Origin of the sequence: Mesorhizobium sp. M1163 (assembly GCF_040318415.1) — a bacterium.
GTDB lineage: Bacteria > Pseudomonadota > Alphaproteobacteria > Rhizobiales > Rhizobiaceae > Mesorhizobium.
The window spans coordinates 1-14,336 of sequence record NZ_JAMYMF010000069.1 but is presented as its reverse complement, the minus strand read 5'-3'; the positions used below and the strand labels follow the sequence as shown (position 1 = coordinate 14,336).

18 protein-coding genes and 1 pseudogene are annotated in these 14,336 nt (G+C 63.3%); 8 read left to right on the top strand and 11 right to left on the bottom strand.

From position 1 onward, the window contains the following. Both NKH43_RS33940 and NKH43_RS33935 read right to left on the bottom strand, forming a co-directional pair. Positions 1–257 (bottom strand): annotated as a pseudogene (locus NKH43_RS33940) (hypothetical protein); the annotation flags it as partial. A gap of 18 nt (positions 258–275) precedes the next feature. Beyond that, a complete protein-coding gene (locus tag NKH43_RS33935; RefSeq protein ID WP_352861848.1) occupies positions 276–620 on the bottom strand; it encodes a DUF6949 family protein in 345 nt (114 codons plus the stop codon). 119 nt (positions 621–739) lie between these two features. Between NKH43_RS33935 and NKH43_RS33930 the strand changes: the two genes are divergently transcribed. Together NKH43_RS33930 and NKH43_RS33925 are read left to right on the top strand one after the other, a co-directional pair. Then, positions 740–1,471: a hypothetical protein gene (locus NKH43_RS33930; RefSeq protein WP_352861846.1), complete on the top strand. Its 732-nt coding sequence runs from the start codon at positions 740–742 to the stop codon at positions 1,469–1,471. A 232-nt stretch (positions 1,472–1,703) separates the two neighbouring features. Beyond that, complete coding sequence (locus tag NKH43_RS33925; RefSeq protein ID WP_352861850.1) at positions 1,704–1,991, top strand: GIY-YIG nuclease family protein; 288 nt, start codon at positions 1,704–1,706, stop codon at positions 1,989–1,991. Positions 1,992–2,214: 223 nt separating this feature from the next. Here NKH43_RS33925 and NKH43_RS33920 read toward each other — a convergent pair whose 3' ends face one another. Continuing rightward, a complete protein-coding gene (locus tag NKH43_RS33920) occupies positions 2,215–2,418 on the bottom strand; it encodes a DUF3126 family protein (protein WP_023674799.1) in 204 nt (67 codons plus the stop codon). A 213-nt stretch (positions 2,419–2,631) separates the two neighbouring features. Next, complete coding sequence (cysE, locus tag NKH43_RS33915) at positions 2,632–3,480, bottom strand: serine O-acetyltransferase (RefSeq protein ID WP_023717455.1); 849 nt, start codon at positions 3,478–3,480, stop codon at positions 2,632–2,634. A gap of 161 nt (positions 3,481–3,641) precedes the next feature. On the opposite strand from cysE, the gene NKH43_RS33910 reads away from it, so the two are divergent. Further along, a complete protein-coding gene (locus NKH43_RS33910) occupies positions 3,642–4,262 on the top strand; it encodes an HD domain-containing protein (RefSeq protein ID WP_352844939.1) in 621 nt (206 codons plus the stop codon). On the opposite strand, the gene NKH43_RS33905 is transcribed toward NKH43_RS33910, so the two are convergent. The 5 genes from NKH43_RS33905 to NKH43_RS33885 form a co-directional block, all read right to left on the bottom strand. Then, positions 4,259–4,759 (bottom strand): GNAT family N-acetyltransferase, encoded by a 501-nt coding sequence (locus NKH43_RS33905; protein ID WP_352861845.1) that lies wholly within the window; start codon positions 4,757–4,759, stop codon positions 4,259–4,261. The genes NKH43_RS33910 and NKH43_RS33905 overlap by 4 nt on opposite strands. Before the next feature lie 67 nt (positions 4,760–4,826). Next, entirely contained in the window at positions 4,827–5,198 is a 372-nt protein-coding gene (locus NKH43_RS33900; protein ID WP_352861843.1) for a hypothetical protein, read from the bottom strand. Positions 5,199–5,332: 134 nt separating this feature from the next. Beyond that, the gene (locus NKH43_RS33895; RefSeq protein WP_352790676.1) at positions 5,333–6,100 is read right to left on the bottom strand and encodes an alpha/beta fold hydrolase; all 768 of its coding nucleotides are present in this window, start codon (positions 6,098–6,100) and stop codon (positions 5,333–5,335) included. A gap of 20 nt (positions 6,101–6,120) precedes the next feature. Beyond that, positions 6,121–6,684 carry a DUF192 domain-containing protein gene (locus NKH43_RS33890; protein WP_352861841.1) on the bottom strand — a complete coding sequence of 188 codons (564 nt, stop codon included), beginning with the start codon at positions 6,682–6,684 and terminating at the stop codon, positions 6,121–6,123. A gap of 19 nt (positions 6,685–6,703) precedes the next feature. Then, the gene (locus NKH43_RS33885) at positions 6,704–7,300 is read right to left on the bottom strand and encodes a cold-shock protein (RefSeq protein ID WP_036244259.1); all 597 of its coding nucleotides are present in this window, start codon (positions 7,298–7,300) and stop codon (positions 6,704–6,706) included. A gap of 216 nt (positions 7,301–7,516) precedes the next feature. Here NKH43_RS33885 and gloA point away from each other — a divergent pair, with 216 nt between their 5' ends. Further along, complete coding sequence (gloA, locus tag NKH43_RS33880) at positions 7,517–7,957, top strand: lactoylglutathione lyase (protein ID WP_352861839.1); 441 nt, start codon at positions 7,517–7,519, stop codon at positions 7,955–7,957. Between the two features lie 76 nt (positions 7,958–8,033). Further along, positions 8,034–8,327 (top strand): DUF2218 domain-containing protein, encoded by a 294-nt coding sequence (locus tag NKH43_RS33875; RefSeq protein ID WP_352861838.1) that lies wholly within the window; start codon positions 8,034–8,036, stop codon positions 8,325–8,327. A gap of 8 nt (positions 8,328–8,335) precedes the next feature. On the opposite strand, the gene NKH43_RS33870 is transcribed toward NKH43_RS33875, so the two are convergent. Both NKH43_RS33870 and ilvA read right to left on the bottom strand, forming a co-directional pair. Further along, entirely contained in the window at positions 8,336–8,908 is a 573-nt protein-coding gene (locus NKH43_RS33870; RefSeq protein WP_352861836.1) for a DUF1697 domain-containing protein, read from the bottom strand. After that, positions 8,905–10,161, bottom strand: a complete 1,257-nt coding sequence (gene ilvA / locus NKH43_RS33865; protein ID WP_352861834.1) for a threonine ammonia-lyase IlvA — start codon at positions 10,159–10,161, stop codon at positions 8,905–8,907. Before ilvA ends, NKH43_RS33870 begins: the two co-directional genes overlap by 4 nt. A 126-nt stretch (positions 10,162–10,287) precedes the next feature. Between ilvA and NKH43_RS33860 the strand changes: the two genes are divergently transcribed. The 3 genes from NKH43_RS33860 to NKH43_RS33850 all read left to right on the top strand — a co-directional run bounded on the left by NKH43_RS33860 (position 10,288) and on the right by NKH43_RS33850 (position 14,171). Next, the gene (locus tag NKH43_RS33860) at positions 10,288–11,697 is read left to right on the top strand and encodes a hypothetical protein (RefSeq protein ID WP_352861832.1); all 1,410 of its coding nucleotides are present in this window, start codon (positions 10,288–10,290) and stop codon (positions 11,695–11,697) included. A gap of 103 nt (positions 11,698–11,800) precedes the next feature. Beyond that, positions 11,801–12,874, top strand: coding sequence for an alpha/beta hydrolase (locus tag NKH43_RS33855; protein ID WP_352481136.1), 1,074 nt, complete (start codon positions 11,801–11,803; stop codon positions 12,872–12,874). A 133-nt stretch (positions 12,875–13,007) separates the two neighbouring features. Continuing rightward, positions 13,008–14,171, top strand: a complete 1,164-nt coding sequence (locus NKH43_RS33850; RefSeq protein ID WP_352861830.1) for an alpha/beta hydrolase — start codon at positions 13,008–13,010, stop codon at positions 14,169–14,171. Positions 14,172–14,336: the final 165 nt, after the last annotated feature.

The window sequence follows — 14,336 nt, the reverse complement described above, 5'->3', positions numbered from 1 at the left end:
CCTGGGTGGCGCTGGGCGTGTGTGTGTCGGCGGGTCTGTGAATCGGGGGTGGGTGTTTTTTTTTGGGGGGCCCGTTTTTTTGTGGGGGGGGCGCTTTTCCTTTGGGGGGGGGCGGCGCGGGGGTCCCCCACGCCGAACCAGAAGCCGGCATTGCGGCCGATCCTGATATTGCCGATCAGCGTGGCGTCGGGCGCGATCCAGTTGCTGTCGGCGTCCTCGAAGGCGGGCGCTTTTCCGTCAATCGCGTAGATCGGCATCGCTGTCTCCAGATCGTCTCACACCGACAAGCTGCCAGACCCTAGAAGCGAAGCCGCCCACGACGCAATGGCGATCACCACCATGCCCAGCGCCAGCGCCCAGATGGTCGCCGTACAGCCGCAGGAGATCAGCCCCAGCACCGAGATGCGACGCTCCCGCCAGGCGTCCAGCGCCTCGTTGACGAACATCAGCGGCCCGGCGGAAGCCGTCGCGGCGAGCGAGCGCAGCATGTGCTTCGACGATACATAGGGCTGGACGAAGGCAAGCTTGCGGCCGGCGACCACTTCCATCGCCGATCCGGCCAGGCCGCAAGCCGTCAGCCCAGCCATAAAACTGAATATGATTTGTTCGACCGGGCTCATCTTTACCCTCCGTTTACCATGAAATCGCACAGTCGCCTGCAAAAGCTGCGTAGCAAGAGCCGTGCCGCGCCGAGATGTGCCGTTCAGGCACACCGATGGGACGGCAAACGAGGATCGCGATGAAGCAGGCAGCCGCCACAGAGGGCCCGCAACTCAGCGTCGTCGATTCGACGCTGATGAAGCGGGTGTTTTATGCATTCGCGACGCTGGCGCTGCTTTCGGTGGCGATCAGCCTTGGCGGCAAATGGTTCGGCCGCTCGATCGCCATGGCCGGGTACACCGACGACACCACGGTCCACGAGGTCGTCATCGGCAACAACATCATCGCCGTGCCGGCCAATGTCATCCGCTTTGCCCAGGCCCGGCGCGACGGCATCGCCTCGCGGCTCGACCTCTATCTGCGCTATCCCGAGATGAACGGCTACAGCGAGGCTGCCCGCAACGACTTCAACCACACCGCACCCAGCAAGGACATCATTTTCCTGTCGTTCGAGCCGCAGATGATGTCGCGCGACATGAGCGGCCGCTTTGCGCCGATCTACAGCGCGCTGATCGCCAAGCCGGGTACGCCCGGCCCTGGCGGCACCACACTTTACGCTTTCAGCGAAAAATCAGGCTATCTCAACGAAGTGCTGGCGGTCGCCAACCGCCCCGGCAAGGATCCGTTCGTTACCCGCTGCCTGAGCGGCCCAAGCGCCGACGAATCGCTGGCGCCCTGCGAACGCGACATTCTGGTCGGCGACAATCTCAATCTCACCTACCGCTTCCCCCGGGAATTCCTGGGCGACTGGCAGGCGCTCGACGCGGCGATTTCGGGCGAGGCGGCACGTATGCTGAAGGCGGGGCGATAGGGCTTGATCCTTTGACCGACCCTGAAGGGCTGAGGGCTGGAGCCCCGGCCAATCGCGCTACCAATCTCCAGGGTTTGGGATTAGCTGCCCACCACGCCTTCGTCATCCTAGGGCGGAGCAGGAGCGAAGCGACGTCGCGGAGACCCTGGGATCCATGCCGTTACCTCAGTCGAAGAATGCAGCGGTTCAGAACTGCACTTGCGTCGGCACCGGCGCCTACTACCCTTCAGCCATGACCGGCTATGCCTACATGACTGCAAGCCAGAAGCGCGGCACGATCTACATCGGTGTCACCAACGACCTCGGCCGCCGCATGCCGGAGCACAAATCTGGCGAAGGCTCGCGCTTCACCAGCCGCTACGGCGTACAGCGTCTGGTCTGGTACGAGGAACATTTCGACATTCGCGACGCCATCCAGCGCGAGAAGTCGCTGAAGCGCTGGCCACGCCGGTGGAAGATCGAGCTGGCCGAGAAGACCAATCCAGAGTGGTTCGAACTGTTTCGCGGGACTGGTTGGTAGAGGACGCCCAGCCGGTGCCAAGAAGCATTCGATTCTGGTCAGAGTGGAGCACTGCCGCGAGGTAACGGCATGGATCCCAGGGTCTGCGCCGCGTCGCTTCGCTCCTTGCTCCGCCCTGGGATGACGAAGGGAGGGATGCTCCAGCCAGTCTCCGACGTCTGCGCTCCGCCATCAGGCGGTCCCGCCTGCAACAAGCAGGTCCGGCCAGCACCAAACTCCCGGCTCAGGCCAGATCGATGTCGAGGATCGCCATCGAGAAATTATAGTCGCCGTCGTCCTCGTCCTTGAAGACGATGCCGAGGAACTCGTCGCCGACATAGACCTCGGCCGAATCTTCCTTGCGCGGCCGCGCCTTCACTTCGAGTTTGGGGTTCTGGAAGGTGCGCTTGAAATAGGCGTCCAGCTTTCTGATTTCGTCCGGCTTCAACAGTCTTCTCCGATCGTCGCTTGCTCAAGTGCGTCGCGTCTGAAGAGATCGATGCGACGCGCTTTAAATCTTGCTTCATGCATGTCGCTATCCCAAAACCGCTGGGCACTTTTGGGCGACATGCATTGGTGAGCGCGCTTCTGGCACGTCGACAATGGCCATGTAAAGGCAAGCCGGCATAGGGGGCAGGAATTCGGCCCCCTGCCCGAGCACTCAGATGTCGAAGCTGACGACGTGGTCCATCGTCTGCGACGGCAACAGCTGGTCCATCTGCCGCGAAGGCTGGTCGCAGCCGGTCTCGCCGACGACGCGGGCCGGCACGCCGGCAACCGTCTTGTTGTGCGGCACCGGCGACAGCACCACCGAGCCGGCCGCGATCTTGGAGCAATGGCCGATCTCGATGTTGCCGAGGATCTTGGCGCCGGCGCCAATCAGCACGCCATAGCGGATCTTGGGATGACGGTCGCCGCCGGCCTTGCCGGTGCCGCCCAGCGTGACGCCGTGCAGGATCGACACGTCGTCCTCGATCACCGCCGTCTGGCCGACGACGAGGCCGGTGGCGTGGTCGAGGAAGATGCCCTTGCCGATGCGGGCGGCCGGATTGATGTCGGTCTGGAACACCGAGGACGATCGGCTCTGCAAATACAGCGCGAAATCCTGGCGGCCCTGGTTCCACAGCCAATGCGCCAGCCGGTGCGTCTGGATGGCATGAAAACCCTTGAAGTAGAGCACCGGCATGATGAAGCGGTCGCAGGCCGGATCGCGGTCGTAATAGGCCTGGATGTCGACGCGCACCGTCGTCGACCAGTCCTTGTCGTCGGCCGCCATCGCCTTGAATGTCTGGCGGATGAGGTCGGAGCCGATGTCCTGGTGGGCGAGGCGCTCGGCCAACCGGTGGATAACCGCTTCTTCCAGGTTTTCCTGATTGAGGATGGTCGAATAGAGGAACGCCGCCAGCAGCGGATCGCGGTTGACCGCTTCCATTGCTTCATCGCGGATCGAACGCCAGATCGGATCTACCGGCTGCACCCTGGTGGGACGGGAAATCGTAACGCTGTTCATCTGATGTCTCCGGCCATCCAATGTCTCAGGCCATCCAATGTCTCGGCTTGGCGGCTTGCCTATTCTCCGGCCGCACCTATAAGCCAGATCATAGCACGGGTGAACTCAATTTTCCTTAGTGCTTCGTCAAATGGATTTGGTTGGCGGAATTTCAAGCAGCCATGGAAAACGCAACCTTGATGGACGAGACCCTGAAGCGCGAGCTTTCCGCGCTGTATGACGCCGCGGATCGCCACTACCACGACCTTGGCCACATCGAGGCGATGCTGGCGCTAGCCAACGATTACAAGGCATTGCTGCATGATCCTGAAGCAGTCGAAGCGGCGATCTGGTTCCACGACGCGATCTACGACGGCCGCGCCAAGGACAATGAGGCGAGGAGTGCCGCACTTGCCGAGACAAAGCTCGCCGGCCGCGCCGATGCACAACGCATCCGTCGCATCGCGGCGATGATCACTGCCACCGCCGGCCACGAATTGCCGTCCCTTGGCGACCAGCATTCCGTTCGTGACGCGGCGCTGTTCCTCGACATGGACCTGGCGATCCTGGGTGCTGCGCCTGACGTGTTCGACGCTTACGAACAGGCGGTTCGCCGCGAATATCAGTGGGTCGATGAGCCGATGTGGCGGGCCGGCCGTGCCGCTGTCCTAAAGGGCTTCCTCGCGCGTCCGCATATCTTCCATAGCGAGGAATTCCGCCGGCGCTTCGAAACCCAGGCCCGGCAAAACATGGCGCGCTCGCTCAGGGCGCTTGGCGATAACCTCAGCTCAGACAAATCCTAATCCGGAAACGTCTCCATGCGCTGCGCATAGGCCTTGAAACCGGCTCGCCCGTAGACAGATCGCGCGCCCGGATGATCATGGGTATCGGTGTGGAGCCAAACCCTTTCGGGTTCATGCGACCAGACGGCGCGCAGCGCCCGGTCGAGCAGGTACGGCCCAAGCTTGCGGCCCTGAAGAGCCGGAACGACCCCGAAATGGGCCAATTCGACAACCGGCTCGCCGACGCCCGTGAATTCGCATAGGCCGGCTGCTTCGCCGTCGACGCGCAGGACATGGATATGCGTCGACGGGCTGGCGAGAAGGCGCTCGAGGTCGCCCAAGGGCATGCGCAGCCGCTGATCCCATTGCACAGGCTCGCCAACGGCGCGGTAGAGGCTGATGTAATCAGCGAGGCCAAGCGTTTCGCGCATCACAGCCGCGCCCGGTGCCGGTGCGGCAGAGCCGGCGCCCGACGGCGGCCCGGTCATCTCCAGATAGGTGACGAGAAGATCGACCATGGCAACTCGCGCAGATTTGAAGCTGAGGGGTCGCGTCGGTCGCTTGCCTGCCGGAGGCTGGTCGAGATCAGGTGAATGCGCCAAAAGTCGATGCCATTGCCCACAGCATGAACCCCCCGGCCGCAAGCGACGCGCCATTGACGACGATGCCAGCCAGGCCGAGCACACGATTGTCGTTTGGGCGACCCACGGCCATCAACCCGAAGACCACGCCGATAAGATGTGCCAAGGGGCCGGCCAGAAAAAATACCGCAGCGAAGAAGCCCGTCGCACTGTTCTGGAGCAATGGGGAGGCGTCGCTCGGCATTGCTATCAACGCGGTGATCGCAATCGCCCCTGTCGCCAATGCGGCCAGCGCTAGAACAACGGACCATTCGCCGAACCTGCTTTTCGCAATGACGCCCGGCAAAGCGGCGTCGCTTCTTCCCCATTGTGCCATCGTACCCCCCTGCCCTCGTTCGGCGCGTGGCGGGTTTGAACCGATCCACACGTCGCGCTTATTTACTGCTGTATCGTTGCAAAACCGCTAAGAACCCAGCTTCAGGCCCGATGGCCGCTTTTGGGAGCCATCCATCAAAGCGGATGCTCTGCATAAAACTCCAGCACACGCTGCTTGAAGGACTTGTCGCCGACCGCCAGCATGTGGTCGCGGCCTTCGATATGAAATGCCCTGGCGTTCGGCATCAAGGCAGCGAGTTCATCCGGCGAGCCGCCGATGTCGTCCTTGGTTCCCACCGCAATCAAGGTCGGCTGGGCAATGCGGGCAATGTCGGCCTCGCTCAGCAATTCGCGTGAGGTGGCGATGCAGGCGGCGAGCGCCCGGCGATCGCTGCGGGTCTGGTCGGCGAAGGCGCGGAACGAGCGGCCGCGCGGGTCGCTGGTGCCTGCGGGATCCTCGGCCAAGAGGGCGTCGGCTATCGGATCCCAGTCGCCGACGCCGTCGACCATGCCGATGCCGAGACCGCCGAAGACCAGCGTCGCCACCTTGTCCGGCTCGGAGAGCGCCAGGAAGGCCGATATGCGCGCGCCCATCGAATAACCCATGACATGGGCGCGTTCGATGCCAAGATGGTTCAAAAGCACTGCCGCGTCGGACGCCATTTTTGCCGGCGTGTAGTCTGCTTCGTCATAGCTTTTCGACGACGAGCCATGGCCGCGATTGTCGAAGGCGATCGCACGGTAGCCGGCATCGTTCAGCGTCTTGAACCAGCCGGGCGACACCCAGTTGACGTAATGGCTCGAGGCAAAGCCGTGGATCATCAGCACGGGATCGCCCTGCCCCGATGCCGGCTGGCGGTCAAGGAAAGCAAGGTCGAAACCGTCATGGGAGAAGAACTGCATCGGCCGAAGATCCTGCCCGTTCAGTCGGAATCGACATTCGGCGCATCGCCCTTGTCGGGCGGCGGCATGGCTGGCCCCGCCGCCGTGCCGATGGCCGGATGGCGCAGCAGGTCGCCGTCCTTGATGCCCTTTTTGGCGGCGGTTCCTGCCTTGAGCTCGAGCACGAAGCGCACCGGTTCGTCCGGCGAGATGATCGCCTCCGACTGCGGCTCGCCTTGCTTGATCGCCCGGATCCGGCCGTCCTGGCCGACGAAGATCAGGTCGAGCCGCAGCGGCGTGTTCTTCATCCAGAAACTCACATCCTGCGGCGCACCGAAGACGAACAGCATTCCGTGATTGTCGGCCATGTGGCGGCGGAACATCAGGCCGGCCTCGCGCTCGGCGGGCGTGTCAGCGATTTCGACGGAGAAAGAACGCTCGCCCGCCTTCGTCACCGCGACCAGCGGCGCCGGGTCGACGGGAAGGATCATCGCCTTGCCGTCGGCCGAACTCGATTGCTGAAAATAGAAGAAGGCGCTTGTGGCGACGATGAGGAAAATCCCGGCGTAGAGCGCGCCCGCCGTCAGCCGGTTCCTGTGAGCCATATGAAATCCTCGGCCGGAACTAATGCGAGACCGGCAAGGTACCCATATCGGGGTGAATTTCGGCAGCCATAAGGCCTTTGTCGCCGCGTCCGAAGCGGACCAGCACCACCTGGCCCGGACGGAGTTCGGTGATGCCGTAGCGGCGCAGCGTCTCCATGTGGACGAAAATGTCCTCGGTGCCCTCGCCGCGGGTCAGAAAGCCGAACCCCTTGGTGCGATTGAACCATTTCACCAGCGCCCGTTCGAGACCGCTTTCCGGCGTCACTGCGACATGGGTGCGCTGCTCCTGCAGCTCTGCCGGATGCACCGCTGTGGTGACATCCATCGAGAGCACGCGGAAAGCCTGCAGCCCGCGCTCGCCCTGCTTGACCAGGCAGACGACACGGGCGCCTTCCAGGGCGGTCTGAAAACCGTCCTTTCGAAGGCACGTCACATGGAGGAGGATGTCGCCCGAAGAACCATCATCGGGAAGGATGAAACCGTAGCCCTTGGCCACGTCGAACCACTTGATGGCGCCGGCGATTTCGACGAGATCGGCCGTATCGGCGCTCTCATCCCGCTTCAACGCATCGTTACCGGCCCCGTCCCGCCCCATGAAAGAGGCCTTTTCCCCCATAAGAACGCCCCCTTTTTTCAAGAAACACCGCAACTGATTCTTGACGCCAGATTAACACCGCGGCTTCCGGTGTGTGCAAGACCTGACGTGCCTTTTTTCACGGTTCCGTACAGGAATAGCGGATTTGTCGTTTGCCGGCGCCGGCAAGCGTGGCCAATTGCCCTTTGGCCGGGCCGCCCTTATGTTGCGCCGCAACGCAACATACGGAGGAAATCCATGCGCTATCTGCACACCATGGTCCGCGTCGCCGACATCGATGCCTCGCTCGATTTCTACTGCAACAAGCTTGGCCTGAAGGAAGTGCGCCGCCACGAAAACGAGCAGGGCCGCTACACGCTGATCTTCCTCGCCGCGCCCGAAGACGAGCAAAGCGGCATCAGCGAGAAAGCGCCGCTGGTCGAGCTGACCTACAATTGGGACCCGGAAGACTACAAGGGCGGCCGCAATTTTGGTCATCTCGCCTATGAGGTCGACGACATCTACGCCACCTGCCAGCGGCTGATAGACAATGGCGTTACCATCAACCGGCCGCCGCGCGACGGCAACATGGCGTTCGTCAAATCGCCGGACGGCATCTCGATCGAGCTGTTGCAGAAAGGCCCGGCAAAGCCGAAGGCCGAGCCTTGGGCGTCGATGCCGAACACCGGTAGCTGGTAACCGATCACGCCATCTTGAGCGGACGTCGCCTGGCCCTGGTTCGGTTCGCGTCCGCATTCCCAAGGAGAATTCATTCATGCCGACCAGCCATGTCGACGTCGCCACCGAACACGCCAGCCGCTATCTGCAACAGCTGTGCAAGCATTGGGCGCACAAGTTTCCCGTCGAATTCGACCCGAACCACGGCAGCATCGATCTGACGATCGGCCGCACGATTCTCGATGCCGACCCGGCGGCGCTGCATATCGCAGTGACGACCGAGGAGGCCGGCTCGCTGGAGCGCCTGGAAGCGGTCGTCGCCGACCACATCAGGCGCTTCGCCTTCCGCGAAGAGCTGGCATTCGACTGGAAACGCGCTCCGGCCGCGTAGACGACCTATCAACCGCCGGCCTTGGCCATCTCCAGCAGCATCAGCACGGTGCGCCAATTGCGCGCCGTGCCGGGCACCTTCAGGACGCGCGGGATGAGATTGGCAAAGACCGATTTGCCGAGCCCGTCGGGCGCATGCAGGTAGAGCACGTCGCCCTTGATCTCGAAGCGTTCGGGCCCGGTGCATTTTTCCGCCAGCCGGGCGAACTCGTCGGCGGTCGGCTGGCGCTCCAGCGCATAGGCGTGCAGCTTGGTCGGCTCGCCGGCCACTTCCGGATAGGGATTGTCCGTCGCCAGCCGCTCGAGCCAGCCGAGATCGCGCACCATGATGCGCGAATGGAACTCCCATTTCTTCTCGAATTCCGCTTCCAACCGCCTGGTCAGCGTCGCCGCATCGCCATCTGGCGACCGGAAGACGGCGTTGCCGCTCTGCACATAGGTGGCGACATCGGAGAAGCCGAGCTGGTCGAAGAATGACCTGAGTTCCGCCATTTTGACGATGCGATTGCCGCCGACGTTGATGCCGGAAAACAGCGCGACAAAAACCTTTCCCTGAGTGCTCGGAAGATCGTTGCTGCTCATATGATGAACCCGGCGAGCGTCTCGTTGTCGGTGATGTCCTGGTAGTGGACGCTCTCGGCGTCGAAATTCGCCTTGAGCAGGTCGAAATTGCGGCGGTCCTTGGTTTCGATGCCGATCAGCACCGAACCGAAATTGCGCGCCGATTTCTTCAGATATTCGAAGCGGGCGATGTCGTCGTCGGGGCCAAGCAATTGGAGGAAATCGCGTAACGCGCCGGGCCGCTGCGGAAAACGGATGATGAAGTATTTCTTCAAGCCCTCGAAGCGCAGCGCCCGTTCCTTCACATCCGGCAGCCGCTCGAAATCGAAATTGCCGCCCGACACAACGGCGACAATGGTCTTGCCCCTGATTTCCTTCCTGGAGAAATCCTTGAGCGCATCGATCGCCAGCGCCCCGGCCGGCTCCAGCACGACGCCTTCGACATTGAGCATTTCGATCATGGTCGCGCAGAGCCGGTTTTCCGGAATCAGCCGCACTGCGTCGGCGGCAAACTCCCTGAGGTGGCGCAGCGGCTCGCGGCCGATCTCGGCCACCGCCGCGCCGTCGACGAAATTGTCGACCTTGGCGAGCTTTACCCGCTTTCCGGCGGCGAGGCTCTCGCTCAGGCTCGGGGCGCCTGCCGGCTCGCAAAAGACGAAGCGTGTTTCACGCTGCTGGTCGGCGAAATAATGGGTGACGCCGGCGGCCAAGCCACCGCCGCCGACCGGCAGCATGACGATATCAGCCATGCGTGCGCCGGGCATCTGGCCTGATATCTCATAGGCGACGGTCGCTTGCCCTTCGATGATGTCCTTGTGGTCGAAAGGCGGCACCATGTGTGCGCCGGCAGTTTCGGTGAATTCGAGTGCGGCGCGATAGCAGTTGTCGAAGAAATCGCCGACCAGCCTGATCTCGACGAATTCGCCGCCGAACAGCCGCGTCTTGTCGATCTTCTGCTGCGGCGTCGTCACCGGCATGAAGACGACGCCCTTTTTGCCGAAATGACGGCAGACGAAGGCAAAGCCCTGCGCATGATTGCCGGCCGAAGCGCAGACAAACAGCTCGGCATTGTTGCCGGCGGCGAGCGACTTGCGGAAGAAGTTGAAGGCGCCGCGGATCTTGTAGGAGCGCACCGGCGTCAGGTCCTCGCGCTTCAGCAGCACCCGCGCGCCGGTCTTCTTCGACAGGTAGTCGTTTTCCTGCAGCGGCGTTTCCGGAAAGATCTCGCGGATCGCGGCAGCGGCGGCAGCGACGCGAGAGGAGAAACTGGTCATGGCAAGAGCACCCCACAGGCTAGCCGAATTCGGTCCCGCTATTGCATATCCGGCCTCGCGAAGCCATTGTCCGGTCACCCGAAAGGGTGTTCCCAAAACCTCGTTGGCCGTTAGGAGCGTCTGTTCATGCCTGTCGCATCGGTGGCCCGGAAAACCGTGTCGCTGCCGGAGTTCGGCGAGCCGACGGTGATGCCGCTGGTTACGCGCGCCACCTATGAGGCCCGCATCGCGGCACTGGTCGCGCGCGGCGGGTTCGATGCATTGGTCGTCTATGGCGACCGCGAACATGCGGCCAATGTCGCCTATTTCTGCGGCTACGATCCGCGCTTCGAGGAGACGCTGCTGGTCATCGTTCCCGGCAAGTCGCCGAAACTGCTGGTCGGCAATGAGGGCTGGGGCTATGCCGAAATCTGCGACGGGCCGTACGAGCGCGTGCTCTACCAGACGTTTTCGCTGCCGGCGCAGCCGCGCGACCGCTCGCAAGCGCTGGCCGACATCCTCGTCGATTGCGGCCTGAAGGCCGGCCAGCGCATCGGCGCCATCGGCTGGAAGCCGTTCGGCCCCGACGATGCCGGTTTTGGCGAAACGACGCTCGACCTGCCGTCCTTCATCGCCGACACCTTGCGCAGCCTTGCCGGCGACAAGAATGCCGTAACGGGGGGCGTGATCGTCAACGCGGCGAACCTTTTGATGAACCCTGCCGACGGCCTGCGCGCCATCAACGAGGCCGACCAGCTGGCCGCATTCGAATTCGCCGCGACCTATTCCTCGCAAGGCCTGCGCAATGTCCTGCAAGGCATCGAACCCGGCATGACCGAATTGCAGGCGGCGCGGCTGATGGGCATCAACGGCCTGCCGCAATGCTGTCATCCGATGCTGTCGGCCGGCAGGCGTGCGGCCTATGGCCTGCCGAGCCCGCGTCTTGACGTCATCGAGCGCGGCGACCCCATCACCGTGGCCTACGGCATCCAGGGCTCGCTAAATGCCCGCGCCGGTTTTCTGGTCGAGGACGCGGCCGAGCTTCCAAGGGGCATCCAGGACTATGTCGAGAAGCTGGTCGCGCCCTATTTCTGTGCCGTCGTCGACTGGTACGAGACGGTCGGCATCGGCGTTCCCGGCGGCGCGTTGTGGCAAGCGGTGCACGACCGCATCGGCGCTCCGTTCTTTGGCGTGTCCCTCAATCCCGGCCATCTCATCCATATCGACGAATGGATGCATTCGCCGGTATTTTCCGGCTCCGACATCAGATTGAAGTCGGGCATGGCCTTGCAGGTCGACATCATCCCGGCGACCGGCACCGATTATTTCACCACCAACATCGAGGACGGCATCGCGCTGGCTGACGAGGCGCTGCGCGAAGAGATCGCCGCGCGCTATCCCGAAGCCTGGCACCGCATCGAGGCGCGCCGCGCCTTCATGACCGACGTGCTCGGCATAAGGCTGAAGCCGGAAGTGCTGCCCTTTTCCAACATTCCGGCCTTCCTGCCGCCGTTCTGGCTTTCGCGCAACAGTGCGATGGCAGTCGAGCGGCGCTGAGCGCATTTCGGCGCCTGCGACTTACTTCCGCCGCACTTCGGCTGTCCGGGAGATGCGGCGGAGGTGGATGGGCCTTTGGTTAGGCCGGAGTGGAATTGCTTAAGTGCCCTTGAAGACGATTTGCATCATTGTCCTTGCCGCGCTGCTCGCCGGCTGCGGCGGCCGCCAAACCGAGGAACTGCTCGGCAGCGCCATGATGGCGGTGCCGGTGACGGAAATCGCCGGCAACCACTCGATCTTCATCGCCACCACGCGCAAGCGCTCCGACGATCCCAACAAGGTCTTCGACGGCGAGCGCTCGGCGACGCTGAACTATGCCCGCGTCAACGTCACCGTCCCCGGCATCCACAAGACAGGCCAGATCGAGCGGCGCTCGCGCGGCAAGTCGGACGATCCGGCCAAATACTTCATGGCTTCCGAGGTCGTCGGCTACGACACCCAGCCGAAATTCTCCAGTGCGCTCAGCGCCGACATCGCGGCGCGCGGCGGCCGCGTCATGGTCTTCGTCCACGGCTACAACACCGGCTTCGACGCCGCGGTCTATCGCGTCACCCAGATCACCCATGATTCCGGCTATCCCGGCACGCCGGTGCTGTTTTCCTGGGCGTCGGGCGCCAAGACCACCGACTATGTCTACGACAAGGAAAGCGCCAGCGTTGCCCGCGACCAGCTGGAAGTGACGCTGAGAATGCTGGCGCAGACCGGCGCGCGGCGCATCGACATCGTCGCCCATTCGCTGGGGACCTGGGTCACCATGGAGGCGCTGCGCCAGCTCGCCATCACCGGCGACCGCGATCTCGGCGGCAAGCTCGGCGACGTCGTGCTGGCCTCGCCCGACATCGACGTCGACGTGTTCAAGAGCCAAATGCGCCGCTACGGCAAGCCGGACAAGCCGTTCATCCTGCTGCTCTCCGACGATGACCGGGCGCTCAGGCTGTCCGGCCTGATCGCCGGCGCACGGCCCCGGGTCGGCGACTACAAGGACGCCGCCGACCTCGCCAGCTATGGCGTGTCGGTCGTCGATCTCTCCAGCGTCAAGGGCGTCGACCGCTTCAATCACACCAAATTCGCCGACAACCCGGAATTGGTGCAGTTGATCGGCCAGAAGCTGCGCGAGGATGACGGGTTTGCCAGCGACCGCGAGGTGACCGACCGCATCGCCTCGGTCGGACAATAGCTGCATTGCGCAGCAGTGATTGTTGACCATTGCCGCACCATCGGAACAGTTTGAACTGGACCGTGCCGGCCTCTGCCTCTATCGAATAGGCCAAGACGTCTCCGGCTCGACGTCGCCCGTTGCGGGAGCCCGCGTGACCGTGCCTTCGAAGATATTTCTCGTCGTTGCGTTCGCGCTCGCGCTGGCAGGCTGCGCCGGCCAGAACACGCACGATCTGCTCAACAAGACGACGATCACGGTGCCTGCTGCCGATATCGCGGCGACGCATAAGATCTTCGTCGCCACAACCCGGCAAAAGGCGACGAAAGAGCCCCGGCAGGTGTTCGACGGAGACCGCTCGCCGACCACCAGCTTTGCCAGCGTCGAGGTGACCGTTCCCAAGGTCCACCAGGTCGGCGCCATCGAACGGATCAAGGGCTCGGCCAACAGCAATCCGGCGAAGGATTTCACCGCGACCGGCGTCACCTTCTACGAAGGCGCGCCGCAATTCGCCAAGGCGGTCGGCGCCGACATCGCAATGCGCGGCGACCGCGCGCTGGTTTTCGTGCATGGCTTCAACAACGGCTTCGACGACGGCATCTACCGGCTGACGCAGATCGCGCACGACACCAAATACCCCGGCACGCCGGTGCTGTTTTCATGGGCGTCGAGCGGCAAGACGACCGGCTACATCTACGACAAGGAAAGCGCCAATGCGGCGCGCGACGATCTCGAAGCGACGCTGCGTATGCTTGCCAAGAGCCGCGCCAAGAGCATCGACATCATTGCCCATTCGATGGGGACCTGGGTGACCATGGAAGCATTGCGCCAGCTTGCCATCACCGGCGACCGCGACCTTGGCGGCAAGCTCGGCTACGTCATCCTGGCTTCCCCCGACATCGACGTCGACGTGTTCAAGAAGCAGATGATCCGCTACGGCAAGCCAGACAAGCCGTTCGCCGTGCTGCTTTCGGGCGACGACCGGGCGCTCAGGCTGTCGACCCTTATCTCCGGCGACAAGCCACGCGTCGGCGACTATGGCGACGCGGCCGACCTCGCCAGCTATGGCGTCTCGGTGGTCGACCTGACCAAGACCAAGGGCGGCGACCGGCTGAACCACGCCAAATTCGCCGACAACCCGTTCCTGGTGCAGCTGCTCGGCGACCGCCTGCGCGCCCCGGCCGGCCTCGCCTCCGAAGAGACGGCGCCGGCCCAGCTCGACAATCTCGGCCAGGGCCTCGGCAAGGCCGTCGGCTCGGTCGCCGAGATCGTCATCACCACGCCGTTCAAGGTGCTGACCATCGCCACCGGCGGGTGAAGCGGCCGCTGAGCGGTCACTGTTGACGTCAGTTCGGAACAAAGCGCACGGCAGCGATCCTTCGCGCCCCCCTCTGTCCTGCCGGCATCAAAAGGTTTCCACACCGCAGCAACCCTAAACGAACAGATCAACCTTCTGGAACGTCGTCACGTCGATCAGGCCGAC

Bases quoted from the DNA above. Each gene is read 5' to 3' on its own strand.
- NKH43_RS33935 (WP_352861848.1), bottom strand. From the start codon at position 620: ATGAGCCCGGTCGAACAAATCATATTCAGTTTTATGGCTGGGCTGACG.
- NKH43_RS33930 (WP_352861846.1), top strand. From the start codon at position 740: ATGAAGCAGGCAGCCGCCACAGAGGGCCCGCAACTCAGCGTCGTCGAT.
- NKH43_RS33925 (WP_352861850.1), top strand. From the start codon at position 1,704: ATGACCGGCTATGCCTACATGACTGCAAGCCAGAAGCGCGGCACGATC.
- cysE (WP_023717455.1), bottom strand. From the start codon at position 3,480: ATGAACAGCGTTACGATTTCCCGTCCCACCAGGGTGCAGCCGGTAGAT.
- NKH43_RS33910 (WP_352844939.1), top strand. From the start codon at position 3,642: ATGGAAAACGCAACCTTGATGGACGAGACCCTGAAGCGCGAGCTTTCC.
- NKH43_RS33905 (WP_352861845.1), bottom strand. From the start codon at position 4,759: ATGGTCGATCTTCTCGTCACCTATCTGGAGATGACCGGGCCGCCGTCG.
- NKH43_RS33900 (WP_352861843.1), bottom strand. From the start codon at position 5,198: ATGGCACAATGGGGAAGAAGCGACGCCGCTTTGCCGGGCGTCATTGCG.
- NKH43_RS33895 (WP_352790676.1), bottom strand. From the start codon at position 6,100: ATGCAGTTCTTCTCCCATGACGGTTTCGACCTTGCTTTCCTTGACCGC.
- NKH43_RS33890 (WP_352861841.1), bottom strand. From the start codon at position 6,684: ATGGCTCACAGGAACCGGCTGACGGCGGGCGCGCTCTACGCCGGGATT.
- NKH43_RS33885 (WP_036244259.1), bottom strand. From the start codon at position 7,300: ATGGGGGAAAAGGCCTCTTTCATGGGGCGGGACGGGGCCGGTAACGAT.
- gloA (WP_352861839.1), top strand. From the start codon at position 7,517: ATGCGCTATCTGCACACCATGGTCCGCGTCGCCGACATCGATGCCTCG.
- NKH43_RS33875 (WP_352861838.1), top strand. From the start codon at position 8,034: ATGCCGACCAGCCATGTCGACGTCGCCACCGAACACGCCAGCCGCTAT.
- NKH43_RS33870 (WP_352861836.1), bottom strand. From the start codon at position 8,908: ATGAGCAGCAACGATCTTCCGAGCACTCAGGGAAAGGTTTTTGTCGCG.
- ilvA (WP_352861834.1), bottom strand. From the start codon at position 10,161: ATGACCAGTTTCTCCTCTCGCGTCGCTGCCGCCGCTGCCGCGATCCGC.
- NKH43_RS33860 (WP_352861832.1), top strand. From the start codon at position 10,288: ATGCCTGTCGCATCGGTGGCCCGGAAAACCGTGTCGCTGCCGGAGTTC.